Source organism: Streptomyces sp. MRC013 (assembly GCF_023614235.1).
GTDB lineage: Bacteria > Actinomycetota > Actinomycetes > Streptomycetales > Streptomycetaceae > Streptomyces.
Window position 1 is genome coordinate 4,211,709 of the sequence record NZ_CP094264.1, and the last position, 24,946, is coordinate 4,236,654.

Below are 24,946 nucleotides of genomic sequence, written 5' to 3' on the forward strand. Positions count from 1 at the left end.
AGGAAGGTTGTCCTGGCGAACGTCAAGAGGAGGCAAAGAAAGCGGTGGTGCGGACACGGACGGGGACGCGCGGCGTCCGCCGCCGCCCCCGCCCGGCGTCCCTCCGGGCCCGCCGTCCGGTCAGTGCCGGCCCAGCAGCCGCGACGCGCCCGCCGCCACCGCCGTGGCCAGAATCCACCCCACCAGCACGAGTACCGTCGACAGCCACTGCCACGTCCCCGACAGCCGCCAGTACCCCTCCTGGCCCAGGTTGATCACCGGCAGCAGCAGGTCCAGCGTGTAGAGGCCGGCGTCCCAGTGCGGGAACTCCTCCCGCTTGATCGGCACCGGCTCGTAGAAGGAGAAGGCCAGCGCCCCCGCAGCCCACAGCACCGCCATCCACACCGCCGCCCGGCCCGGGCGGTAGCCGTAGGCCACCGTCCAGTCCTGGAGGTAGCCCCACAGCTTCGCGGCGAGCGGCAGCGTCTCCCGCCGCCGCCGCTGCTTGGCGAGCAGCACCTCCCGTGCGTCGGCGTCCTCGCCGCAGCCGCGCAGCACCGCCGCCAGCCGTTCGTACGGCTCCGGCGCGTACTCGGGCGTCGCCGCCGCGACCCACTCCAGCCGCTGGGCCAGCGGGAAGTGCCCGTACGGCACCAGGTTCTCGTACACGAACCCGTTGATCGCCAGGCCGCCCGGCCCCGGCCAGCTGGCCACCTGGTCGACGAGTGTGACTACCTTCGCGCCGTTCAGCACCACCCGCCCCTCCTCCGGCCGCTCACAGCTGAACCGCAGCTCCGGGGTGACGATCCTGCGCAGCGACAGTTCCTCCCTGCGCGCCGACGACAACACGAACCGCGCCTGGTGCAGGTCGACCGCGTCCCCGAACCGCCCGTCGTCCAGCCGCACCCCGCCCCGGCACTCGAAGGGCCGCATCCGCGTGCCCCGCATCGGCGTGTTGACGTCCCCCAGCCCGTACGGCGGCGTCCCGCCCGGGTGGTCGCCCGGGCCGCCCACCGACTCGCTCACCCACGCGCCCGTCAGGTACAGCGTCCGCTCCACGCTCAGCTGCGGCGCGTTCAGCGCGCGCCGCCCCTCCGCGCCCCGCAGCCGGCTGCCGCGCAGGCTCAGCGACACCCCGACCTTCGCGCCGCGCATGCTGAACTCGCCGTACGTCTCGATCAGCTCGGCCTGGAGGTCCTGCGCCACCGACATGCCGTCCGCGACGATCGCCCTCCCGCGCCGGTCCGGCTGCACGTGGATCTGGCTGATCAGCAGGTCCGTGCCGATCTGCGCGTCCGTGAGCCGCATTCCGCGCGCCACCCGGCAGCGCGGCAGGTGCAGGTCGCCCTCCGTGTGCAGCCGGGCCGCCTCCAGGCGGGGTATCGCGCAGCCCACCAGCCGGAGCGTGGTGAACCGGGACTCCGGCAGCACCACCTCGTCGTCGAAGACGCACGCCTGCAGCTCCACGTAGGGGGCGACCGTGCCGCCCGCCAGGTCCAGCCGCCCGGTGATCCGCGCCCCGCGCACCTTCAGCGCCGCGACGCGCCCCGCCAGCGCGGGCGGACCGGACAGCAGCAGCCGGGCCACCACCCGCGCCCGGACGCACCGCTCCCGCGGCCACGCCCGCGGCGCGAACGGGTCGTCCAGCACCGGGTGGCCCGAGCGCAGGTCGTACCACGCGCCGATCCGGAACGCCTGCCACATCCCCAGCTCGGCCGGGCTGAGGTCCCCGGGCATCTCGTCGTCGTGACCCCCGCCTCCGCGGAGGTCGTCGCGGTCGTCGTGCGGCTCGGTCAATGCCGCCCCCTCACTTCCCCAGGTCGTACGGCTGTTCTTCCCGCTGGGTGACGGGCTGAACGCTAACTGTCAGGTGTGACATCCAGGGAGTGATGTGGCGCGTATCAGCCAGTGATACGAGGGGCGGGTACCGCGCGGCCGTCTGCGAGAATCGACCTGTGATCTCACGTATCGATCTGCGAGGCGACGCCCTGCCGGCGGGCGGAGCCCTGCGCGACCTGCTGCCCCGTGCCGAGTTCGACGTGGAAGCCGCCCTGGAGAAGGTGCGGCCCATCTGCGAGGACGTGCGCCATCGGGGTGACGCGGCGCTGATCGACTACGCCCGTCGCTTCGACGGGGTCGACCTCGACCGGGTGCGGGTCCCGGCCGCCGCGCTGACCCGCGCCCTGGAGGAGCTGGACCCGGCCGTCCGGGCCGGCCTGGAGGAGTCCGTCCGCCGGGCCCGGACCGTCCACCGCGAGCAGCGCCGCACCGCCAGCACCACGCAGGTGGCGCCCGGCGGCACGGTCACCGAGAAGTGGGTCCCGGTCGGGCGCGTCGGCCTGTACGCGCCGGGCGGCCGCTCGGTCTACCCCTCGTCCGTGGTCATGAACGCCGTGCCGGCGCAGGAGGCGGGCGTCGAGTCGATCGCCCTCGCCTCCCCGCCGCAGAAGGCCCCCGCCGGCGGGTGGAGCGCCGGCCTGCCGCACCCGACGATCCTCGCCGCCTGCGCCCTCCTCGGCGTCGACGAGGTGTACGCGGCCGGCGGCGCGCAAGCCGTCGCCATGTTCGCGTACGGCACGCAGACCTGCGCCCCCGCCGACATGGTCACCGGCCCCGGCAACGTCTGGGTCGCCGCCGCCAAGCGGTACTTCACCGGGCGCATCGGCATCGACACCGAGGCCGGCCCCACCGAGATCGCCGTCCTGGCCGACGCCACCGCGGACCCGTCCCACGTCGCCGCCGACCTGGTCAGCCAGGCCGAGCACGACCCGCTCGCCGCCGCCGTCCTCGTCACCGACTCCGCCGCGCTGGCCGACGCCGTCGAGCGCGAGCTGCGGTCGCGGGCCGCCGCGACCCGGCACGCCGACGACCGCGTCCTGCCCGCCCTGCGGGGCAGGCAGTCCGCGATCGTCCTCGTCGACGGGATCGACGAGGGGCTGCGCGTCGTCGACGCCTACGGCGCCGAGCACCTGGAGATCCAGACCGCCGACGCCGCCGCCGTCGCCCGGCGCGTCCGCAACGCCGGCGCGATCTTCGTCGGCCCCTGGTCGCCGGTCTCCCTCGGCGACTACTGCGCCGGTTCCAACCACGTCCTGCCCACCGGCGGCTGCGCCTGCCACTCCTCGGGCCTGTCCGTCCAGTCCTTCCTGCGCGGCATCCACATCGTGGACTACACGCGCGAGGCGCTCGCCGAGGTCGCCCACCATGTGGTCACCCTCGCCGAGGCGGAGGACCTGCCGGCGCACGGCGAGGCCGTGATGGCGCGCTTCCCCGCGGAAGGGCGGGGCGGGCCCCGAGCGGGAGGGGCGCCGCGACGGTGACCGCGACACGCATCGAGGACCTGCCCGTCCGCGACGAGCTGCACGGCCAGTCCCCCTACGGCGCGCCCCAGCTCGACGTCCCCGTGCGCCTCAACACCAACGAGAACCCGTACCCGCTGCCCGAGCCGCTCGTGGAGCGCATCGCGGAGCGGGTCCGGGAGGCGGCCCGGCACCTCAACCGCTACCCCGACCGCGACGCCGTCGAGCTGCGCACCGAACTGGCCCGCTACCTCACCCGCACCACCGGGCACGAGGTCGGCGCCGGCCGGGTCTGGGCGGCCAACGGCTCCAACGAGGTCCTCCAGCAGCTCCTGCAGGCCTTCGGCGGCCCCGGCAGGACCGCGCTGGGCTTCGAGCCCTCGTACTCCATGCACGGCCTGATCTCCCGCGGCACCGGCACCGGCTGGGTCACCGCCCCCCGCCGCGAGGACTTCGGCCTCGACCCGGCGGCCGCCTCGGCGGCCATCGCCGAGCACCGCCCCGACGTGGTGTTCATCACCTCCCCCAACAACCCCACCGGCACCGCCGTCGACGCCGACACGGTCCTCGCCCTCCACGACGCCGCCCAGGCCGCCAAGCCCTCCCTGGTCGTCGTCGACGAGGCGTACGTCGAGTTCAGCCACCGCCCGTCGCTGCTGCCGCTCATCGAGGGCCGCCCGCACCTGGTGGTCTCCCGCACCATGTCGAAGGCGTTCGGCGCCGCCGGGCTCCGCCTCGGCTACCTCGCCGCCCACCCGGCCGTCGTCGAGGCCGTCCAGCTGGTGCGCCTGCCGTACCACCTGTCCGCCGTCACCCAGGCCACCGCGCTGGCCGCGCTGGAGCACACCGATACGCTGCTGGGGTACGTCGAACACCTCAAGGCCGAACGGGACCGGCTCGTCGCCGGGCTGCGCGCCGCCGGCTACGAGGTCACCGACTCCGACGCCAACTTCGTCCAGTTCGGGCGCTTCGAGGACTCCCACGCCGCCTGGCGGAAGATCCTCGGCCACGGCGTCCTGGTCCGCGACAACGGCGTACCGGGCCGGCTGCGGGTCACGGCCGGCACACCGCAGGAGAACGACGCGTTCCTGGACGCGGTCCGCGCCATTCGGAAGGAGCAGAGCTCATGAGCCGCGTAGGACGGGTCGAGCGCACCACCAAGGAGACGTCCGTCGTCGTCGAGATCGACCTCGACGGCACCGGCAGGGTCGACGTCTCCACCGGCGTCGGCTTCTACGACCACATGCTCGACCAGCTCGGCCGCCACGGGCTGTTCGACCTCACGGTCAAGACCGACGGCGACTTGCACATCGACTCCCACCACACGATCGAGGACACCGCCCTCGCCCTCGGCGCCGCCTTCAGGCAGGCCCTCGGCGACAAGGTCGGCATCCACCGCTTCGGCGACTGCGCGGTCCCGCTGGACGAGTCCCTCGCCCAGGTCGCCGTCGACCTCTCCGGCCGCCCGTACCTCGTGCACACCGAACCCGAGAACATGGCGCCGATGATCGGCGCGTACGACACGACGATGACCCGGCACATCCTGGAGTCCTTCGTCGCCCAGGCCCAGATCGCGCTGCACGTCCACGTCCCCTACGGGCGCAACGCCCACCACATCGTGGAGTGCCAGTTCAAGGCCCTCGCCCGCGCACTGCGCCAGGCGTCCGAGCGCGACCCGCGCGCCGCCGGCATCCTGCCCTCGACGAAGGGCGCCCTGTGAGCGCCGCACGCGCGGCCGCCGGGCCGCGGACGGACACGGCCTCCCCGCGCCGCGCGGGCGCGGGCGCGGACGGGGGGCCGCGATGACCGGGCTGTCCACCGTCCTGATCGTCGTCGGCCTGTTCCTGGCCGGGGGCGTCTACTCCTTCACCCGGCAGAAGATGCCCAGGGGACTCGTCGTCCTGCTCGCCGTCGCCTCCGGCATGTGCCTCCTCGCCGGAGTCCTGAGGATCCGGGGGATCTGGGAATGACCCGAACGCACGGCGGCGGCACCGCGAGGAAGGTCGTCGTCCTCGACTACGGGTTCGGCAACGTCCGCTCCGCCGAACGCGCCCTCGCCCGCGTGGGCGCCGACGTCGAGATCACCCGCGACTACGACAGGGCCATGAACGCCGACGGGCTCCTCGTCCCCGGCGTCGGCGCCTTCTCCGCCTGCATGGCCGGGCTGAGGAGGGCGCGCGGCGACTGGATCATCGGGCGCAGGCTGTCCGGCGGCCGGCCGGTCATGGGCATCTGCGTCGGGATGCAGGTCCTGTTCGCGCGCGGCGTCGAGCACGGCGTCGAGACCGAGGGCCTCGACGAGTGGCCCGGAACGGTCGGCCCCCTCCGAGCACCCGTCGTCCCGCACATGGGGTGGAACACCGTCGAGGCGCCCGGCGGCAGCGAGATGTTCGCCGGGATCGACCCCGGGGAGCGGTTCTACTTCGTCCACTCGTACGCCGTGACCGACTGGTCCCTCCGGACCGCGAACCCGGCCATGCGCGCCCCCGGGGTCACCTGGTCCACGCACGGCGAGCGGTTCGTCGCCGCCGTCGAGAACGGCGCCCTGTGGGCGACCCAGTTCCACCCGGAGAAGTCCGGCGACGCCGGGGCCCGGCTGCTCGCCAACTGGCTCGACACCTTCTGACCCGACCTCCCGCACCCGCTTAGAGGCTAGGACCCCTGAGATGAACAAGCTCGAACTCCTCCCCGCCGTCGACGTCCGGGACGGCCGGGCCGTCCGCCTCGTCCACGGCGAGTCCGGCACGGAGACGTCCTACGGCTCCCCGCTGGAGGCGGCCCTGGCCTGGCAGCGGGCGGGCGCCGAGTGGCTCCATCTCGTCGACCTCGACGCGGCCTTCGGCACCGGTGACAACCGCGACGTGATCACCGAGGTCACCGGGGCCGTGGACGTGAAGGTCGAGCTGTCCGGCGGCATCCGCGACGACGCCTCGCTCGCCGCCGCCCTCGCCACCGGCTGCACCCGCGTCAACCTCGGCACGGCGGCCCTGGAGACCCCCGAGTGGGTCGCCGGGGTCATCGCCGAGCACGGCGACAGGATCGCCGTCGGCCTGGACGTGCGCGGCACCACCCTGCGGGGCCGCGGCTGGACCCGCGACGGCGGCGACCTGTACGAGACGCTGCAGCGCCTCGACGAGGAGGGCTGCGCCCGGTACGTGGTCACCGACATCGCCAAGGACGGCACGCTCCAGGGCCCCAACCTCGACCTGCTGCGCGACGTCTGCGCCGCCACCGACCGGCCCGTCGTCGCCTCCGGCGGCGTCTCCTCGCTGGACGATCTGCGCGCCATCGCCGAGCTGGTCCCGCTGGGCGTCGAGGGCGCCATCGTCGGCAAGGCCCTCTACGCGAAGGCGTTCACCCTCCAGGAGGCCCTCGCGGCGGTGTCCGCGTGACCGGCTCCCCGCGCAGGATCGCCACCGGCGCGCCCTGGGAGGAGCAGTTCGGCTACTCCCGCGCGGTGGAACTGCCCCACGGCCTGGTCCTGGTCTCCGGCTGCACGTCGGTCGTGGACGGGGCCGTCGCCGAGGGCGGCCCGTACGAGCAGACCGTCAACGCCTTCGGCGTGGCGTTCGACGCGCTGGGGCGGCTCGGCCTCGGCCCGGCGGACGTGGTCCGCACCCGCATGTACCTCACCCACGCGCGGGACGTGGAGGAGGTCGGCCGCGCCCACAAGGAGCTGTTCGACGCCGTCCGCCCCGCCGCGTCGATGATCGTCGTCTCCGGCCTCGTCGACCCCCGGCTCGTCGTCGAGGTCGAGGTCGAGGCGTACCGCTCGAACGGAGGTGCCGCGTCATGAGCCTCGCGGTCCGAGTCATCCCCTGCCTGGACGTGGACGGCGGCCGCGTCGTCAAGGGCGTCAACTTCCGGGACCTCCGCGACGCGGGCGACCCCGTCGAGATGGCGAAGCTGTACGACGCCGAGGGCGCCGACGAGCTGACCTTCCTCGACATCACCGCCTCCTCGGGCGACCGGGAGACCACCTACGACGTGGTGCGGCGCACCGCCGAGCAGGTGTTCATCCCGCTCACCGTCGGCGGCGGCGTCCGCAGCGCCGACGACGTGGACCGGCTGCTGCGCGCCGGTGCGGACAAGGTCGGCGTCAACACGGCCGCCATCGCCCGGCCCGAGCTGATCGGGGAGATCTCCGAGCGGTTCGGCAGCCAGGTGCTCGTGCTGTCCGTGGACGCCCGGCGCTGCCCGGAGGGCACCACCACGCCGTCCGGCTTCGAGGTCACCACGCACGGCGGGCGCCGGGGCACCGGCGTCGACGCCGTGGAGTGGGCGCACCGGGCCGCGGAGCTGGGCGCGGGGGAGATCCTGCTGAACTCCATGGACGCCGACGGCACCAAGGACGGCTACGACACCGCGATGATCGCGGCGGTCCGCGAGCACGTCACCGTACCGGTGATCGCCTCCGGCGGCGCCGGAGGGGCCGGCCACTTCCCGCCCGCGGTCGAGGCGGGCGCGGACGCCGTCCTGGCGGCGTCCGTCTTCCACTTCGGGGACCTGCGGATCGCAGAGGTGAAGGCCGCGCTCAGGGAAGCCGGCCACCCCGTCCGCTGAGACGCGCGCCGACGCCCCGCCCCGGCGCCCCGGGCCGGGGCGGGGAGCGCTCCGGAGGGCCCGGCGCGGGTACGGCCCCGGAGCCGCGGCCGCCTTCCGGGACCGCGCCGCGCCCCCGTCCCGCCGGCCCGGCCACCGGGGCCCCGGAGGCCTCAGATCCCCAGCCGCGCCTCCGTGACGCGGGCGATCGCCTCCGCCTCACCGTCCGCCTCCACCCGGGCGGCCCCCTGCCGCCCGTGCAGGAACAGCGTCAGCTCGCCCGGCTCGCCGGTCACCGTCACCACCGGTGCGCCGCGGTGCGCGACGGCCGTCCGGCCGTCGGGGCGGCGCACGACGAGCCCCACGGGGCAGCGGCGGCCCAGCAGGCGGGCCGCCCGCTCCAGCCGGGTCCACAGCGCGTCGGCGAACACCGGGTCGACCTCGCGCGGCGTCCAGTCCGCCCGCGCCCGCCGCACGTCCTCGGCGTGGACGTAGAACTCCACGGTGTTGGCGCCCTCGTCGACCTGCTTGAGCGAGAACGGCGACATCCGCGGCGGACCCGTCCGCACCAGCCGGACCAGCTCCTCGTACGGCTTCGCGGCGAACTCCGCCTGCATCCGCTCCAGCCGGCCCCGCAGCGGCCCCAGCAGGACGCCCGCCGCCGCGTCCGGGCGGCGCTCGCGCACCACCAGGTGGGCGGCCAGGTCGCGGGTGGCCCAGCCCTCGCAGAGGGTCGGCGCGTCGGGACCCGCCGCCTCCAACAGATCGGCCAGGAGGAGTCGTTCGCGTGCGGCGTGGGTGGACATGGCAGCCAGCGTACGGGGGTTCGCCCCGGACCGCCCGGCGGGCGCGGCCCGAAACGCCCGCGCCGCACGGCACAATGACGTCATGACCAGCAACCTCGACCCGGCCATCGCCGCCCGCCTCAAGCGCAGCCCCGACGGGCTGCTGCCGGCCATCGCCCAGCAGTACGACACCGGCGAGGTGCTGATGCTCGGCTGGATGGACGACGAGGCCCTGCACCGCACCCTGACCACCGGCCGCTGCACCTACTGGTCGCGCAGCCGCCGGGAGTACTGGGTCAAGGGCGGCACCTCCGGCCACGTCCAGCACGTCAGGTCCGTCGCCCTCGACTGCGACGCCGACACGGTTCTCGTCAAGGTCGACCAGGTGGGCGCCGCCTGCCACACCGGGGCCAGGACGTGCTTCGACGCCGACGTCCTCCCGCTGGGCGAGTAGGGTCGGGCCCCATGGACCTCGAGACCTTCCGCAAGCTGGCGGCCGACCGCCGAGTGATCCCCGTCAGCCGCCGCCTCCTCGCGGACGGCGACACCCCGGTCGGCCTCTACCGCAAGCTGGCCGCGGAACGCCCCGGGACGTTCCTCCTGGAGTCCGCCGAGAACGGCCGCTCCTGGTCCCGGTACTCCTTCGTCGGCGTCCGCAGCGCCGCCACCCTGACCGTCCGCGACGGGCGGACGCACTGGCTGGGCACGCCGCCCGTCGGCGTCCCGGCCGACGGCGACCCGCTGGAGGCGCTGCGCGCCACCGTGGAGACCCTGCACACCCCGCGCGACCTCTCCGCGCTGCTCGGGGAGGACCTGCCGCCCTTCACCGGCGGCATGGTCGGCTACCTCGGCTACGACGTCGTGCGGCGCCTGGAGCGCATCGGCGACCACGGCGCGGACGAGCTCGGCCTGCCCGAGCTCACCATGCTGCTCACCTCCGACCTGGCCGTCCTCGACCACTGGGACGGCACGGTCCTGCTGATCGCCAACGCGATCAACCACAACGACCTCGACACCGGCGTCGACGAGGCGTACGCGGACGCCGTCGCCCGGCTCGACGCCATGCAGGCCGACCTCGCGAAGCCCGTCGACTCCGGGCCCGCGGCCCTGCCGCCGTCCGAGCTGCCCGAGTACACCGCCCGGTGGGGCGGCGAGGCGTTCCAGGAGGCCGTCGAGGACGTCAAGGAGCGCATCCGCGCCGGCGAGGCCTTCCAGGTCGTCCCGTCGCAGCGCTTCGAGACGCCCTGCGCGGCGAGCGCCCTGGACGTCTACCGGGTCCTGCGGGCCACCAACCCGTCCCCGTACATGTACCTGCTCCGCCTCGACGGCTTCGACGTCGTCGGATCCAGCCCGGAGGCGCTGGTCAAGGTCGAGGCCGGGCGCGCCACGGTCCACCCGATCGCCGGCACCCGGCCGCGCGGCGCCACCCCCCGGGAGGACCGGGCCCTCGCCGACGAGCTGCTCGCCGACCCCAAGGAGCGCGCCGAGCACCTCATGCTCGTCGACCTCGGCCGCAACGACCTGGGCCGGGTCTGCGAGCCGGGCTCCGTCGAGGTCGTCGACTTCATGTCGATCGAGCGCTACTCGCACGTCATGCACATCGTCTCCACCGTGACCGGCCGGGTCGCGGAGGGCCGCACCGCCTTCGACGTGCTGACCGCCTGCTTCCCCGCCGGGACGCTCTCCGGGGCGCCCAAGCCCCGCGCCCTGCAGATCATCGAGGAGCTGGAGCCCAGCCGCCGCGGCCTGTACGGCGGCGCCGTCGGCTACCTGGACTTCGCGGGCGACTCCGACACGGCCATCGCCATCCGCACGGCGCTGCTGCGCGACGGCACGGCGTACGTCCAGGCGGGCGCCGGAGTGGTCGCGGACTCCGACCCGGTCGCCGAGGACACCGAGTGCCGCAACAAGGCGGCGGCGGTGCTCCGCGCCGTCCACACGGCCAACCGGATGAGCCGCGTCTGAGGCGGATGGGGGATAGTGGGGTACGTGAGTGCCGCATCCGTACCCCAGCCCCGCGCCGCCCGCCGGGGCGAGGCGGCGACCGCCGGAAGCGGCCGCCGCAGCCTCGCCGCGGCCCTGCTCCTGGGCGCCCTCGGCGCCGCCGTCGTCCTGCTCGCCTCCGGCCGCACCTGGACCGAGGGGCGCGTCACCGGCGTCGGCGGCACCGTCGCCCTGGAGGCCGCCGGGGGCGAGGTCACCGGCGTGCCCACGGCCCTGGCCGTCGTCGGGCTCGCCGCCCTGGTCGCGGTCCTCGCCACCCGCGGCGCCGGCCGCCGGGTCGTCGCGCTGCTCCTGGCGCTGAGCGGCGCCGGGGCGGCCGCGGCCGCCCTCCTCGGCGCGGGCGACGGCGCCGCCCTCGACGAGCGGGCGGCCCGCGCCACCGGCGACACCGCCGCCCGGGCCGTCGACCTCACCCAGACGGCCTGGCCGTACGCGACGGCCGCCGCCGCCCTGCTGATCCTCGCCGCCGGGCTGATCGCCCTGCGGTGCGGCCGGACCTGGCCCGCCATGTCCGGCCGGTACGAGCGCGACGGCGGCCCCCGCGCGCGCGCCGCCCGCCGCGTCGGCGACCCCGAACGGCCCGAGGAGCTGTGGAAGGCCCTGGACCGCGGGGAGGACCCCACGGAGGGCGCCTGACCGGGGCCTTCCGGTGCGCACGGCCCACCCCCGGATCACCCGGTGCGCGCACGTGCGGAAGAATGGCCGCGAGCGTCCGCACTCGGCGGGGCCTCACCACAGAGCGACATTCAACGAGGAGCAACTCATGGCGGGCAGCGCCCACGGACACACCCCGGCCGCCTGGACCGGTGTCATCATCTCCTTCACCGGTTTCTGCATCGCCGGCGTCTTCATGGTGGCGGCCAACCCGCTCGGCTTCTGGGCCGGAATGGCCGTCGTCCTGCTCGGCGGTGTCGTCGGCGCCGCGATGAAGGCCGCCGGACTCGGCCAGCCGAAGGAGCCGCGGGAGCAGGCCGAGGCGCGCGCCGACGCGGGCCGCGCGCAGGCCGCCTCCTGATCCGCGCGCGCCCCCGACCCCCGGTCGGGCACGGGGCGCGGTCCGGCCACGCCGGGCTGCGCCTTCCCGCCGGGACGGTGACAATCGGCGGGTGGACGCCACGACACCGCACTCCCCGCACCCCCGCCGCACCCCGTACGCCCCGCCGCCCCCGCGCCCGCCGCACCGGCGGCTCCTGCCGCCGCTGGGCACCCTGGCGGCCGCCGCGGCGGCCTTCGCGTACGTCGGCGCCGTCGACCCGAACGAGCCCGGCCACTACCCCGCCTGCCCCCTGCTGCGGTACACGGGGCTGTACTGCCCGGGCTGCGGCGGGCTGCGCAGCGCCCACGCCTTCGCCCACGGAGACCTCGCCGCCGCCCTCGGCGCCAACGCCATGGCGGTCGCCGGGTACGCCGCCTTCGCCGTGTTCATGATGCTCTGGCTGGTCAGGGCCGCCCGCGGAGTCCCCCTGCGGCTCGACCCGAGCCCGCCGCTGCTCTGGCTGCTCGGCGGGGTGTGGGCCGTCTTCACCGTCGTGCGGAACCTGCCCTTCGGCTCCGCGCTCGCCCCGTGAGGACCGCGGCCGCCGCCGGGGCGCCGGCCGGGTGCGGATGACGGCCCCGCCTCCGGATACCATCGAGGTGTCCGGCCCGATCGAACACCACCCTCCCGGAAGGGGGCCTCTCGCGTGAGCGTGCTCGACGAGATCATCGAAGGCGTGCGCGCCGACCTCGCAGAGCGGCAGGCGCGGGTCTCCCTCGACCAGCTCAAGGAGCGGGCCGCCCGGGCACCCCAGGCCCGCGACGGCGCCGCCGCCCTGCGCGGCGAGGGCGTCACGGTGATCTGCGAGGTCAAGCGCTCCAGCCCCTCCAAGGGCGCCCTGGCCGCCATCGCCGACCCGGCGGGGCTCGCCGCCGACTACGAGGCGGGCGGCGCGGCCGTGATCTCCGTCCTCACCGAGCAGCGCCGCTTCGGCGGCTCCCTCGCCGACCTGGAGGCCGTCCGCGCGCGGGTCGACGTGCCGGTCCTGCGCAAGGACTTCATCGTCACCTCGTACCAGCTGTGGGAGGCCCGCGCGTACGGCGCGGACGTCGCCCTGCTGATCGTCGCCGCCCTGGAGCAGCCCGCGCTGGTCTCGCTGATCGAGCGCGCCGAGTCCATCGGGCTCACCCCGCTGGTCGAGGTCCACGACGAGGAGGAGGCCGCCCGCGCCGTGGACGCGGGCGCCCGGGTCATCGGCGTCAACGCCCGCGACCTGAAGACCCTCAAGGTGGACCGCTCCACCTTCGAGCGCGTCGTCCCCGAGATCCCGTCCCACGTCGTGAAGGTCGCCGAGTCCGGCGTCCGCGGCCCGCACGACCTGATCGCCTACGCCAACGCGGGCGCCGACGCGGTGCTCGTGGGCGAGTCCCTGGTGACCGGCCGCGACCCGAGGTCCGCCGTGGCCGACCTGGTCGCCGCCGGGGCGCACCCGGCGCTGCGGCACGGCCGGGACTGAGCGGCCCCCCCGCCGTGTCCGCTGCCGCAGTTCCGCTCGCGTCCCGCCCCCGCCAGATCCCGGCGGCTCCCCCGGAGGCGTACGCCCGGCTCGCCCGAGGCTGCCGCCCCCGGGGCTGCCGCGCGCCCGCACGGCGGGTGCGCGGGCGGCGCGTGCGGTACGTGATCGGCTCCGAGCCCGGCCAGGTGGACGGCATGCGATGGCGCCCCCGCGGGGCGCGGGCGACCACCGCCTGACGAGCCGCACCCGGCTCGCGGCCCGCCCCCCACGGCGTTCGGTGTCCACCCACACTCACCGTGAGGTTTCCGCATGTCCAGCGAGTTCTTCCTGCCCGACCCCGAGGGGCGCGTCCCGGACGCCCGGGGGTACTTCGGCGCCTTCGGCGGCACGTTCATCCCGGAGGCGCTGGTCGCCGCCGTCGACGAGGTCGCCGTCGAGTACGACAAGGCCAAGGCCGACCCCGGGTTCGCCCGCGAGCTCGACGACCTGCTCGCCCACTACACCGGCCGGCCCAGCGCGCTCACCGAGGTGCCCCGGTTCGCCGGGCACGCCGGCGGCGCCCGGGTCTTCCTCAAGCGCGAGGACCTGAACCACACCGGCTCCCACAAGATCAACAACGTGCTGGGCCAGGCCCTGCTCACCCGGCGGATGGGCAAGACCCGCGTCATCGCCGAGACCGGCGCCGGCCAGCACGGCGTCGCCACCGCGACCGCGTGCGCCCTGTTCGGCCTCGACTGCACCGTCTACATGGGCGAGGTCGACACCCGGCGCCAGGCCCTCAACGTCGCCCGCATGCGGATGCTCGGCGCCGAGGTCGTCGCCGTGAAGTCCGGCAGCCGCACCCTGAAGGACGCCATCAACGAGGCGTTCCGCGACTGGGTCGCCAACGTCGACAGCACCCACTACCTCTTCGGGACCGTCGCGGGCCCCCACCCGTTCCCGGCCATGGTCCGCGACTTCCACCGGGTCATCGGCGTCGAGGCGCGCCGCCAGGTCCTCGAGCGCGCCGGGCGCCTGCCCGACGCCGTCGTCGCCTGCGTCGGCGGCGGCTCCAACGCCATCGGCCTGTTCCACGCGTTCATCCCCGACGAGGGCGTCCGCCTCGTCGGCTGCGAGCCGGCCGGCCGCGGGGTGGAGACCGGCGAGCACGCGGCGACCCTGACCGCCGGCGAGCCGGGCGTCCTGCACGGCTCCCGCTCGTACGTCCTCCAGGACGACGAGGGCCAGATCACCGAGCCGTACTCGATCTCCGCCGGCCTGGACTACCCGGGCATCGGACCCGAGCACGCCTACCTCAAGGACAGCGGCCGCGGCGAGTACCGCGCCGTCACCGACGACGCGGCCATGCACGCCCTGCGCCTGCTGTCCCGCACCGAGGGCGTCATCCCGGCCATCGAGTCCGCACACGCCCTCGCCGGAGCCCTGGAGGTCGGCCGCGAGCTGGGCCCGGAAGGACTGATCGTCGTGAACCTCTCCGGCCGCGGCGACAAGGACATGGACACCGCCGCCCGCTACTTCGGGCTGTACGACACCGACGCCGAGGTCGCCTCCGACGAGGCCGGCCGCACCGCCGAGATCGAGGGAGACGCCAGGTGAGCGGGAACATCCGGCTGCTGGACGAGACCCTGGCCGCCGCCAGGGCCGAGGACCGGGCCGCGCTCATCGCGTACCTCCCGGCCGGCTTCCCCACCGTCGACGGCGGGATCGAGGCGGTCAAGGCCGTCCTCGACGGCGGCGCCGATGTCGTCGAGGTGGGCCTGCCCCACAGCGATCCGGTCCTGGACGGCCCCGTCATCCAGACCGCCGACGACATCGCCCTGCGCGGTGGCGTCCGGATCGCCGACGTGATGCGCACGGTCCGCGAGGCGTTCGAGGCCACCGGGAAGCCGGTCCTCGTCATGACGTACTGGAACCCGGTCGACCGGTACGGGGTGGAGCGGTTCACCGCCGAGCTGGCCGGGGCGGGCGGCGCCGGGTGCATCCTGCCCGACCTGCCCGTGCAGGAGTCCGCCCTGTGGCGGGAACACGCCGCGAAGCACGGCCTGGCCACCGTTTTCGTCGTCGCGCCCAGCAGCAAGGACGAGCGGCTCGCCGCCATCACCGCGGCCGGCTCCGGGTTCGTGTACGCCGCGTCCCTCATGGGCGTCACCGGCACCCGCGAGTCCGTCGGCGAGCAGGCCGCCGGGCTGGTGCGGCGCACCCGCGCCACCACCGGCCTGCCGGTCTGCGTCGGGCTCGGCGTGTCCGACGCCGCGCAGGCCGCGGAGGTCGCCTCCTTCGCGGACGGCGTCATCGTCGGTTCCGCCTTCGTCAAGCGGCTGCTCGACGCCGACGACCACGCGGCCGGGGTGGCGGCCGTACGGGAACTGGCGGGCGAGCTGGCCCGGGGCGTGAAGCGGGTTTCGTAGCTCGTACGGGTGGATGTGGAACCGGGGAGGCGCGCACGTGCCTCCCCGGTTCGTTGCTTGGGCGTGAACGAGAAGAACAGGGCAGGGAAGCAGAGCGCGCGCCGGCGGCTCCAGATCGAACGCGAACGCGAGCGGGCCCGCGAGAAGCGGCGCCGCCTGGTGCTGGTGACGGCGGCCGTCGCCGGCGTGCTCGCCCTCGCCGCGGTCGTCGGCGTCATCGCGGCGAAGACCGGCGGCGGGGGCGACACCTCCGGCAAGGGCCCGGTGACCGCGCCGTCCGGCGCCACCGGAGAGGACCGGCTGGTCATCCCGGTCGGCGCGCCGGACGCCCCCGCCACGCTGACGGTGTGGGAGGACTTCCGCTGCCCGGCCTGCGCCGTGTTCGAGAACACCTTCCGGGACACGATCCACGGGCTGGAGGCCGCCGGGCGGCTGCGGACCGAGTACCGGCTCGCCACGCTCATCGACGGCAACATGGGCGGCGGCGGTTCGCTCAACGCGGCGAACGCCGCGGCGTGCGCGCAGGACGCCGGGAAGTTCGGCGCCTACCACGACGTGCTCTTCGCCAACCAGCCGGAGGAGGCCGACGACGCCTTCGCCCGGGACGCGAAGCTGTTCGAGCTGGCGGCGAAGGTACCGGGCCTCGACACCCCGGCCTTCCGCTCCTGCGTCGCCGACGGCACCCACGACGGCTGGGTGAACGCGTCGAACGAGGCGTTCCGCGACGGCGACTTCCGGGGGACGCCGACCGTCCTGCTCAACGGCGAGCCGATCTTCCCGGCGAAGGGGAACGAGCAGATCTCCCCGGCGAACCTGAGGAAGTGGGTCGCGCAGGCCAACAAGGGCAGGAAGCCCGGCACGGCGACCCCCTCCGCCGGGGCGTCCGCGCCGGGAGGCGGTCCGCGGCCCGCGTCGTCCCCGGCGGGCGGGAGCGGCGGCGGCCCGGACACCGGTTCCGGGCCGGGCTCCGGGGCGGATGCCGCGCACTGACCCGGCACCCGGCCCCGGGCCCCGGCCCGGCCGGGCGTTATGCAGTCTTTGCCGGGCGGGTGGCCCGGTCACCGGCCCGGCAGGGTAGCGTCGGTCCTGCCATGGACCTTGCCTACATTCCCAGCCCGTCGACCGGCGTGATCCACCTCGGACCGGTCCCGCTGCGCGGCTACGCCTTCTGCATCATCATCGGTGTCTTCGTCGCCGTCTGGTACGGCAACCGGCGCTGGATCGCCCGGGGCGGCACCGCCGGCACGGTGGCCGACATCGCCGTCTGGGCGGTTCCCTTCGGCCTGGTCGGCGGCCGGCTCTACCACGTCGTCACGGACTACCAGCTCTACTTCAGCGAGGGCCGGAACTGGGTCGACGCGTTCAAGATCTGGGAGGGCGGTCTCGGCATCTGGGGCGCCATCGCGCTCGGCGCGGTGGGCGCCTGGATCGGCTGCCGCCGCCGGGGGATCCCGCTGCCCGCGTACGCCGACGCGATCGCCCCGGGCATCGCCCTCGCCCAGGCGATCGGCCGCTGGGGCAACTGGTTCAACCAGGAGCTGTACGGCCGGTCCACGGACCTGCCGTGGGCGCTGGAGATCGGCGAGGGCGTGAACCGCGAGCCGGGGCTCTACCACCCGACCTTCCTCTACGAGTCGCTGTGGTGCGTCGGCGTCGCCCTCCTGGTGGTCTGGGCCGACCGCCGGTTCACGCTGGGCCACGGCCGGGCCTTCGCCCTGTACGTCGCCGCGTACTGCGCGGGCCGCGGCTGGATCGAGTACATGCGCGTCGACGACGCCCACCGCATCCTGGGCCTGCGCCTCAACGTGTGGACCGCGATCGTGGTGTTCCTGCTGGCCGTGGTGTACATCGTGCTGTCGGCGCGGAGGCGGCCGGGCCGCGAGGCGGTCGTGGAGCCCCGGGCGGTCGCGGGCGGGACCGCGGCCGGGCCGACGGCGGACGGTGCCGCGGAGGCCGCCGCGGACACCGCCGCGCAGGGGCCCGGCACCGAGACCGCCGACGCGACGGCCGCCGACGCCGGGGCGCCGCGGAAGCCCTGACCGCGCCCCGCCGCGCGAGGAGCGGCCGCCGGGACCCCGAAGGGCCCCGGCGGCCGCTTCGCCGTCCCCGAGGTGTGGCGACCCTTACTAAGTAAAGCCTGCCTTGCTGGCACACCCCTTACATCGAGCGTATTTTCGAAGATGATCGAGGGAAGGCGCGGGTCGGCCCGCGTGGAGCAAGGGAGAACCGTGTCCATCATCGAGACCGAGGCGGCGCTGCACGTCGCCCACCGCGACAACCACACGCACCGCGACGTGAACGGCGGCTGGCTCCGCCCGGCGGTGTTCGGCGCGATGGACGGCCTGGTCTCCAACCTGGCGCTGATGACCGGCGTGGCGGGCGGCTCGGTCTCGCAGCAGACCGTCGTCCTCACCGGCCTGGCGGGCCTCGCCGCCGGCGCGTTCTCCATGGCGGCCGGCGAGTACACGTCCGTCGCCTCCCAGCGGGAGCTGGTCGAGGCCGAACTGGACGTCGAGCGGCGGGAGCTGCGCAGGCACCCGGCGGACGAGATGGAGGAGCTGGCGGCGCTGTACGTGGCGCGCGGCGTCGAGCCCCGGCTCGCCCGCGAGGTGGCCGTGCAGCTGTCCCGCGACCCGGAGCAGGCACTGGAGATCCACGCCCGCGAGGAGCTGGGCGTCGACCCGGACGACCTGCCGTCGCCGCTGGTCGCCGCCGCCTCGTCGTTCGGCTCGTTCGCGCTGGGCGCGCTGCTGCCGGTCCTGCCGTACCTGCTGGGCGCGACCGCGCTGTGGCCCGCGGTGCTGCTCGCGCTCGCCGGGCTGTTCGCCTGCGGAGCGCTCGTCGCCCGGGTGACGGCGCGCGGCTGGTGGTACAGCGGCCTGCGGCAGCTGGCCCTCGGCGGGGCGGCGGCGGCCGTGACGTACGCGCTGGGAGGCCTCTTCGGCGCGGTGCTCTGAGCCGGGCGCCCGGACACGGGCCGGGGGCGGGGCGCCGGGCCGCACCGGCCGCCGCCGGGCCGCTGCGGCGGCAGTCCGGTGGCCGCCCCGGCCGGCGGGTGGGACACTGTCCGGGAAGCCGCACGGGCGACCACCGCCCGGCGGTTTCGGCCCCCCCTCCCGGGGGATGAGCCCCGAACGCCGCGGGCGACGGAGCCCGCCCCCCTTCCGACGGGCCGCAGGGTGCCGCCCGCGCCCCCTCCCCCGTCCCCGGACGCGGCGCCCGGTGGCGCCGCCCCCGCGGTGTCCGCATGGTGGAACGAGCTATCCGTCCCCCGAGAAACGTTTCATCATGTGATTCGCACGCGACTCCGACGGAGGGCCAACGTCGTCCCTTCGGCATCCGCACATGCCACGACGACGACGGGAGAGCCCATGCGCGCCGACGCCTGGTCGCCCACGGACGGCCGCCCCGCTGCCCAGGGGATGTACGACCCCCGCCACGAACACGACGCCTGCGGCGTCGGACTGGTGGCCACCCTCACCGGTGTCCCCGGCCACGAGCTGCTCCGGCAGGCGCTGACGGTGCTGCGCAACCTGGAGCACCGCGGCGCGACCGGCTCCGAACCCGACTCCGGGGACGGCGCGGGCATCCTCATCCAGGTCCCCGACGCGTTCCTGCGCGAGGTCGCCGGATTCCCGCTGCCCCAGGCCGGCGCCTACGCCGTCGGCACCGCCTTCCTCCCCGGGGACGCCGCGGACGAAGCCGTCGCGCGCATCGAGACGCTCGCCGGCGAGGAGGGCCTGACCGTCCTGGGCTGGCGCGGGGTCCCCGTCGTCCCGGATCTGCTGGGTGCCGCCGCCCGCTCCACCATGCCGGTCTTCCGCCAGCTGTTCCTCGCCGACGGCGGCAGCCGCGGCATCGACCTGGACCGCAGGGCCTTCGTACTGCGCAAGCGCGCCGAGCGGGAGCTGGGCGTCTACTTCGCTTCGCTCTCCGCCCGCACCCTGGTCTACAAGGGCATGCTCACCACCGGGCAGCTGGAGCCGTTCTTCCCCGACCTGTCCGACCGCCGCACCGCCAGCGCGCTCGCCCTGGTCCACTCCCGGTTCTCCACCAACACCTTCCCGAGCTGGCCCCTCGCCCACCCGTACCGCTTCGTCGCCCACAACGGCGAGATCAACACCGTCAAGGGCAACCGCAACTGGATGCGCGCCCGCGAGTCCCAGCTCGCCTCCGGCCTCTTCGGCGACGGGGCGCTGGAGCGGACCCTCCCCGTCTGCACCCCGGACGCCTCCGACTCCGCCTCCTTCGACGAGGTCCTGGAACTGCTCCACCTCGGCGGCCGCTCCCTGCCCCACGCGGTGCTGATGATGGTCCCCGAGGCGTGGGAGAACCACACCTCCATGGACCCCGCCCGGCGCGCCTTCTACCGGTACCACTCCACGCTGATGGAGCCCTGGGACGGCCCCGCCTGCATCACCTTCACCGACGGCACCCGGATCGGCGCCGTCCTGGACCGCAACGGCCTGCGCCCCGGCCGCTACTGGGTCACCGACGACGGCCTCGTCGTCCTCTCCTCGGAGGTCGGCGTCCTCGACGTCGAGCCCGGCAGGATCGTCCGCAAGGGCCGCCTCCAGCCCGGGAGGATGTTCCTCGTCGACACCGCGGAGCACCGCATCGTCGAGGACGACGAGATCAAGGCGGAGCTCGCCGCCGAGCACCCGTACCGGGAGTGGCTGGAGGGCGGCGTCATCGAGCTGGGCGACCTGCCCGAACGCGAGCACGTCGTCCACACCCACGCCTCGGTCGCCCGCCGCCAGCAGACCTTCGGCTACACCGAGGAGGAACTGCGCGTCATCCTCGCGCCGATGGCCCGCACCGGCGCCGAACCGATCGGCTCCATGGGCACCGACTCGCCCATCGCCGCGCTCTCCGAACGCCCCCGCCTGCTGTTCGACTACTTCACCCAGCTGTTCGCGCAGGTCACCAACCCGCCGCTGGACGCCATCCGCGAGGAGCTCGTCACCTCGCTGGTCTCCCCCCTCGGCCCGCAGGGCAACCTGCTGGAGCCGACCGCTGCGTCCTGCCGCAGCGTCACCCTGCCGTTCCCGGTCATCGACAACGACGAGCTGGCCAAGCTCGTCCACGTCAACGCCGACGGCGACATGCCCGGCATGGCCGCCGTCACCCTCTCCGGCCTGTACCGGGTCTCCGGCGGCGGCGAGGCGCTGGCCGCCCGGATCGAGGAGATCCGCGCCGAGGCCGAGGCCGCCGTCGAGGACGGCGCCCGCCTGATCGTCCTGTCCGACCGGCACTCCGACACCGAGCACGCGCCGATCCCGTCGCTGCTGCTCACCTCGGCCGTCCACCACCACCTCATCCACACCAGGCAGCGCACCCGCGTGGGCCTGCTGGTCGAGGCGGGCGACGTCCGCGAGGTCCACCACGTCGCGCTGCTCATCGGCTACGGGGCCGCCGCCGTCAACCCGTACCTGGCCATGGAGTCCGTCGAGGACCTCGTCCGCGCCGGGACGTTCGTCCGGGGCGTCGAACCCCGACAGGCCGTCCGCAACCTGATCCACGCCCTCGGCAAGGGCGTGCTGAAGGTGATGTCGAAGATGGGCGTCTCCACCGTCGCCTCCTACCGCGGCGCCCAGGCCTTCGAGGCGATCGGCCTGGACCGGGACCTCGTCGCCGCGTACTTCGACGGCACCTCCAGCAGGATCGGCGGCGTCGGCCTCGACGTCATCGCCGAGGAGGTCGCCGCCCGCCACGCCAGGGCGTATCCGGCCGGCGGCGTCGCACCGGCCCACCGCACCCTGGAGACCGGCGGCGAGTACCAGTGGCGACGCGAGGGCGAGCCGCACCTGTTCGACCCCGAGACGGTCTTCCGCCTCCAGCACGCCACGCGCTCCAAGCGGTACGACGTCTTCAAGAAGTACACCGAACGGGTGAACGAGCAGTCCGAGCGGCTGATGACGCTGCGCGGCCTGTTCGGCTTCACCCCCGACCGGCCCCCCGTCCCGATCGAGGAGGTCGAACCGGCCGCCGAGATCGTCAAGCGGTTCTCCACCGGCGCCATGTCGTACGGCTCCATCTCCGAGGAGGCGCACGAGACCCTCGCCGTCGCCATGAACCGGCTGGGCGCCAAGTCCAACACCGGCGAGGGCGGCGAGGACCCCGACCGCCTCCACGACCCGGCCCGCCGCTCCGCGATCAAGCAGGTCGCCTCCGGCCGCTTCGGCGTCACCAGCGAGTACCTGGTCAACGCCGACGACATCCAGATCAAGATGGCCCAGGGCGCCAAGCCCGGCGAGGGCGGCCAGCTGCCCGGCCACAAGGTGTACCCGTGGATCGCGAGGACCCGCCACTCCACACCCGGCGTCGGCCTCATCTCCCCGCCGCCGCACCACGACATCTACTCCATCGAGGACCTGGCGCAGCTCGTCCACGACCTCAAGAACGCCAACCCGGCCGCCCGCATCCACGTGAAGCTGGTCTCCGAGGCCGGCGTCGGCACGGTCGCCGCCGGCGTCTCCAAGGCCCACGCGGACGTCGTCCTCGTCTCCGGCCACGACGGCGGCACGGGCGCCTCCCCGCTCACCTCGCTGAAGCACGCGGGCGGCCCCTGGGAGCTCGGCCTCGCCGAGACCCAGCAGACCCTGCTGCTCAACGGCCTGCGCGACCGGATCGTCGTCCAGACCGACGGCCAGCTGAAGACCGGCCGCGACGTGGTCGTCGCCGCGCTCCTCGGCGCCGAGGAGTTCGGCTTCGCCACCGCGCCGCTCGTCGTCTCCGGCTGCGTCATGATGCGCGTCTGCCACCTGGACACCTGCCCGGTCGGCATCGCCACGCAGAACCCCGTCCTGCGGGAGCGGTTCTCCGGCAGGCCCGAGTTCGTCGAGAACTTCTTCGAGTTCATCGCCGAGGAGGTCCGCGAACTCCTCGCCGAACTGGGCTTCCGCACCCTGGAGGAGGCCGTCGGCCGCGCCGAGGTCCTCGACGCCACCCGCGCCGTGGACCACTGGAAGGCCCGCGGCCTGGACCTCGCCCCGCTGTTCCACGTCCCCGAACTGCCCGAGGGGGCCGCCCGCCACCGGGTCCTCGCCCAGGACCACGGCCTGGAGAAGGCCCTGGACAACCAGCTGATCGAACTGGCCGCCGACGCGCTGGGCGCACCGAGCGCCGAGGACGCCCGCCCGGTCCGCGCCCGCCTCGCCGTCCGCAACATCAACCGCACGGTCGGCACCATGCTCGGTCACGAGGTGACCAGGCGGTTCGGCGGGGCGGGCCTGCCCGACGACACGATCGACCTCACCTTCACCGGCTCCGCGGGCCAGTCGTTCGGCGCGTTCGTGCCGCGCGGCGTGACCCTCCGCCTGGAGGGCGACGCCAACGACTACGTCGGCAAGGGCCTGTCCGGCGGCCGGATCGTCGTCCGCCCCGACCGGGCCGCCGACCACCTGGCCGAGTACTCGACCATCGCCGGCAACACCATCGCCTACGGCGCCACCGGCGGGGAGATCTTCCTGCGCGGCCGCACCGGAGAACGCTTCTGCGTCCGCAACTCCGGCGCCCTGGTGGTCTCCGAAGGCGTCGGCGACCACGGCTGCGAGTACATGACCGGCGGCCGCGCCGTCGTCCTCGGCGAGACCGGACGGAACTTCGCGGCCGGCATGTCCGGCGGCGTCGCGTACGTCGTCGACCTCGACCCGGACGACGTCAACCCCGCCAACCTGCCGGCCGTCGAACCCCTCGACGACACCGACCGGGCGTGGCTGCACGACGTGGTGCGCCGCCACCGGGAGGAGACCGGCTCCACCGTCGCCGAGGGGCTCCTCGCCGACTGGCCCGCCGCCGCCCGGCGCTTCAGCAAGATCACCCCGACCACGTACAAGGCAGTGCTCGCCGCCAAGGACGCCGCCGAGCGGGCCGGTCTCTCCGAGACCGAGACCACCGAGAAGATGATGGAGGCGGCGACCCATGGCTGACCCCAAGGGCTTCCTGACCACCGGGCGCGAAGACGCCCCGAACCGCCCGGTGGGCGAACGCGTCAAGGACTGGAACGAGGTCCGCGTCCCCGGCTCCCTCCTGCCGATCGTCAGCAGGCAGGCGTCGCGGTGCATGGACTGCGGCATCCCGTTCTGCCACAACGGCTGCCCCCTCGGAAACCTCGTTCCCGAGTGGAACGACCTCGTCTACCGCGAGGACTGGGCCGCCGCCCACGAGCGGCTGCACGCCACCAACAACTTCCCCGAGTTCACCGGCCGGTTGTGCCCCGCCCCCTGCGAGGCGGCGTGCGTCCTCGGCATCGACCAGCCGGCCGTCACCATCAAGAACGTCGAGGTCTCGATCATCGACAGGGCGTGGGAGTCCGGCAGCGTCACCCCGCGCCCCCCGGAGCGCCTCTCCGGCAGGACCGTCGCCGTCGTCGGCTCCGGCCCGGCCGGCCTCGCCGCCGCCCAGCAACTCACCCGTGCCGGCCACACGGTCGCCGTGTACGAGCGCGCGGACCGCGTCGGCGGACTGCTCCGGTACGGCATCCCCGAGTTCAAGATGGAGAAGCGGCACATCAACCGGCGCATCGAGCAGATGCGCGCCGAGGGCACCCGCTTCCGCACCGGCGTCGAGGTCGGCCGCGACCTGACCGCCGGAGACCTGCGCAGGCGCTACGACGCCGTCGTCGTCGCGGCCGGCGCCACCACCCCCCGCGACCTGCCCGTCCCCGGCCGTGGACTCAAGGGCGTCCACCAGGCGATGGAGTACCTGCCGCTCGCCAACAAGGTGCAGGAGGGCGACTTCGTCACCCCGCCGATCACCGCCGAGGGCAAGCACGTCGTCGTCATCGGCGGCGGCGACACCGGCGCGGACTGCGTGGGCACCGCCCACCGCCAGGGCGCCCTGTCCGTCATCCAACTGGAGATCATGCCCAGGCCGGGGGAGGAGCGCGCCCCGCACCAGCCGTGGCCGACCTTCCCCGTGCTGTACAAGGTCACCTCCGCCCACGAGGAGGGCGGCGAGCGGATCTACTCCGTCTCCACCACCCGCTTCGAGGGCGACGAGGACGGCGACGTCCAGTGGCTGCACCTGGTGGAGGTGGAGTTCACCGACGGCAGGCCGACTCCCAGGCCCGGCACCGAACGGCGGATCCCCGCCCAGCTGGTCACCCTCGCCCTGGGCTTCACCGGCACCGACGTCGCCAACGGCCTGGTCGAGCAGTTCGGCCTGGAACTCGACGAGCGCGGCAACATCGCCCGCGACGCCGACTTCCAGACCAACGTGCCGGGCGTCTTCGTCGCCGGCGACGCCGGCCGCGGCCAGTCGCTCATCGTCTGGGCCATCGCCGAGGGCCGCTCCGCCGCCCGCGGAGTGGACCGGTACCTGACCGGCGCCAGCGACCTGCCGGCCCCGATCCGCCCGACCGACCGCGCGCTGACGGCCTGACGGCCCGACCGCCGCTGTCCCCGGAGGCCCGGCGCCCGCCCACGTCCCCGACC

24 protein-coding genes are annotated in these 24,946 nt (G+C 74.7%); 22 read left to right on the forward strand and 2 right to left on the reverse strand.

All coding sequences use genetic code 11. The features are described from left to right. Positions 1-120: 120 nt before the first annotated feature. On the reverse strand, positions 121-1,716 hold the full coding sequence (locus LUW75_RS19095) for an oxidoreductase (protein ID WP_250337730.1): 1,596 nt from the start codon (positions 1,714-1,716) through the stop codon (positions 121-123). 218 nt (positions 1,717-1,934) lie between these two features. On the opposite strand from LUW75_RS19095, the gene hisD reads away from it, so the two are divergent. The 8 genes from hisD (at position 1,935) to hisF (ending at position 7,841) form a co-directional block, all read left to right on the forward strand. Further along, the gene (gene hisD, locus LUW75_RS19100; RefSeq protein ID WP_250336705.1) at positions 1,935-3,299 is read left to right on the forward strand and encodes a histidinol dehydrogenase; all 1,365 of its coding nucleotides are present in this window, start codon (positions 1,935-1,937) and stop codon (positions 3,297-3,299) included. Beyond that, positions 3,296-4,408, forward strand: coding sequence for a histidinol-phosphate transaminase (locus tag LUW75_RS19105; RefSeq protein ID WP_250336706.1), 1,113 nt, complete (start codon positions 3,296-3,298; stop codon positions 4,406-4,408). The genes hisD and LUW75_RS19105 overlap by 4 nt, the downstream gene beginning before the upstream one ends. Beyond that, entirely contained in the window at positions 4,405-4,998 is a 594-nt protein-coding gene (gene hisB, locus LUW75_RS19110; protein WP_250336707.1) for an imidazoleglycerol-phosphate dehydratase HisB, read from the forward strand. The genes LUW75_RS19105 and hisB overlap by 4 nt, the downstream gene beginning before the upstream one ends. 82 nt (positions 4,999-5,080) lie before the next feature. Continuing rightward, positions 5,081-5,248 carry a hypothetical protein gene (locus tag LUW75_RS19115; RefSeq protein ID WP_250336708.1) on the forward strand — a complete coding sequence of 56 codons (168 nt, stop codon included), beginning with the start codon at positions 5,081-5,083 and terminating at the stop codon, positions 5,246-5,248. Then, complete coding sequence (hisH, locus tag LUW75_RS19120; RefSeq protein ID WP_250336709.1) at positions 5,245-5,904, forward strand: imidazole glycerol phosphate synthase subunit HisH; 660 nt, start codon at positions 5,245-5,247, stop codon at positions 5,902-5,904. The genes LUW75_RS19115 and hisH overlap by 4 nt, the downstream gene beginning before the upstream one ends. 40 nt (positions 5,905-5,944) lie before the next feature. Beyond that, positions 5,945-6,670: a bifunctional 1-(5-phosphoribosyl)-5-((5-phosphoribosylamino)methylideneamino)imidazole-4-carboxamide isomerase/phosphoribosylanthranilate isomerase PriA gene (gene priA, locus LUW75_RS19125; RefSeq protein ID WP_250336710.1), complete on the forward strand. Its 726-nt coding sequence runs from the start codon at positions 5,945-5,947 to the stop codon at positions 6,668-6,670. Further along, positions 6,667-7,074 carry a RidA family protein gene (locus LUW75_RS19130; RefSeq protein ID WP_250336711.1) on the forward strand — a complete coding sequence of 136 codons (408 nt, stop codon included), beginning with the start codon at positions 6,667-6,669 and terminating at the stop codon, positions 7,072-7,074. Before priA ends, LUW75_RS19130 begins: the two co-directional genes overlap by 4 nt. After that, a complete protein-coding gene (gene hisF, locus LUW75_RS19135; RefSeq protein WP_250336712.1) occupies positions 7,071-7,841 on the forward strand; it encodes an imidazole glycerol phosphate synthase subunit HisF in 771 nt (256 codons plus the stop codon). The genes LUW75_RS19130 and hisF overlap by 4 nt, the downstream gene beginning before the upstream one ends. A gap of 152 nt (positions 7,842-7,993) precedes the next feature. Here hisF and LUW75_RS19140 read toward each other — a convergent pair whose 3' ends face one another. After that, positions 7,994-8,626, reverse strand: coding sequence for a TIGR03085 family metal-binding protein (locus LUW75_RS19140; protein ID WP_250336713.1), 633 nt, complete (start codon positions 8,624-8,626; stop codon positions 7,994-7,996). Between the two features lie 82 nt (positions 8,627-8,708). On the opposite strand from LUW75_RS19140, the gene hisI reads away from it, so the two are divergent. The 14 genes from hisI (at position 8,709) to LUW75_RS19210 (ending at position 24,893) form a co-directional block, all read left to right on the forward strand. After that, a complete protein-coding gene (gene hisI / locus LUW75_RS19145; RefSeq protein WP_250336714.1) occupies positions 8,709-9,059 on the forward strand; it encodes a phosphoribosyl-AMP cyclohydrolase in 351 nt (116 codons plus the stop codon). A gap of 11 nt (positions 9,060-9,070) precedes the next feature. Further along, complete coding sequence (locus LUW75_RS19150) at positions 9,071-10,570, forward strand: anthranilate synthase component I (protein ID WP_250336715.1); 1,500 nt, start codon at positions 9,071-9,073, stop codon at positions 10,568-10,570. Between the two features lie 15 nt (positions 10,571-10,585). After that, positions 10,586-11,245, forward strand: coding sequence for a TIGR02234 family membrane protein (locus tag LUW75_RS19155; RefSeq protein ID WP_250336716.1), 660 nt, complete (start codon positions 10,586-10,588; stop codon positions 11,243-11,245). 127 nt (positions 11,246-11,372) lie between these two features. Further along, on the forward strand, positions 11,373-11,624 hold the full coding sequence (locus tag LUW75_RS19160; protein ID WP_250336717.1) for an HGxxPAAW family protein: 252 nt from the start codon (positions 11,373-11,375) through the stop codon (positions 11,622-11,624). Positions 11,625-11,715: 91 nt separating this feature from the next. Beyond that, entirely contained in the window at positions 11,716-12,177 is a 462-nt protein-coding gene (locus LUW75_RS19165; RefSeq protein WP_250336718.1) for a DUF2752 domain-containing protein, read from the forward strand. A 114-nt stretch (positions 12,178-12,291) separates the two neighbouring features. Further along, on the forward strand, positions 12,292-13,101 hold the full coding sequence (trpC, locus tag LUW75_RS19170; protein ID WP_250336719.1) for an indole-3-glycerol phosphate synthase TrpC: 810 nt from the start codon (positions 12,292-12,294) through the stop codon (positions 13,099-13,101). Between the two features lie 56 nt (positions 13,102-13,157). Then, positions 13,158-13,337, forward strand: coding sequence for a tryptophan biosynthesis modulator TrpM (trpM, locus tag LUW75_RS19175; RefSeq protein WP_250337731.1), 180 nt, complete (start codon positions 13,158-13,160; stop codon positions 13,335-13,337). 73 nt (positions 13,338-13,410) lie between these two features. Next, on the forward strand, positions 13,411-14,697 hold the full coding sequence (gene trpB, locus LUW75_RS19180) for a tryptophan synthase subunit beta (RefSeq protein ID WP_250336720.1): 1,287 nt from the start codon (positions 13,411-13,413) through the stop codon (positions 14,695-14,697). Beyond that, a complete protein-coding gene (trpA, locus tag LUW75_RS19185) occupies positions 14,694-15,509 on the forward strand; it encodes a tryptophan synthase subunit alpha (RefSeq protein ID WP_250336721.1) in 816 nt (271 codons plus the stop codon). The genes trpB and trpA overlap by 4 nt, the downstream gene beginning before the upstream one ends. Before the next feature lie 63 nt (positions 15,510-15,572). Beyond that, complete coding sequence (locus tag LUW75_RS19190; protein ID WP_250336722.1) at positions 15,573-16,499, forward strand: DsbA family protein; 927 nt, start codon at positions 15,573-15,575, stop codon at positions 16,497-16,499. A 101-nt stretch (positions 16,500-16,600) separates the two neighbouring features. Next, complete coding sequence (gene lgt / locus LUW75_RS19195; protein WP_250336723.1) at positions 16,601-17,548, forward strand: prolipoprotein diacylglyceryl transferase; 948 nt, start codon at positions 16,601-16,603, stop codon at positions 17,546-17,548. A gap of 189 nt (positions 17,549-17,737) precedes the next feature. Beyond that, the gene (locus tag LUW75_RS19200; protein WP_250336724.1) at positions 17,738-18,466 is read left to right on the forward strand and encodes a VIT1/CCC1 transporter family protein; all 729 of its coding nucleotides are present in this window, start codon (positions 17,738-17,740) and stop codon (positions 18,464-18,466) included. A 414-nt stretch (positions 18,467-18,880) separates the two neighbouring features. Continuing rightward, entirely contained in the window at positions 18,881-23,440 is a 4,560-nt protein-coding gene (gene gltB / locus LUW75_RS19205; protein WP_250336725.1) for a glutamate synthase large subunit, read from the forward strand. Continuing rightward, positions 23,433-24,893: a glutamate synthase subunit beta gene (locus LUW75_RS19210; protein ID WP_250336726.1), complete on the forward strand. Its 1,461-nt coding sequence runs from the start codon at positions 23,433-23,435 to the stop codon at positions 24,891-24,893. The genes gltB and LUW75_RS19210 overlap by 8 nt, the downstream gene beginning before the upstream one ends. The last annotated feature ends 53 nt before the right edge of the window (positions 24,894-24,946 follow it).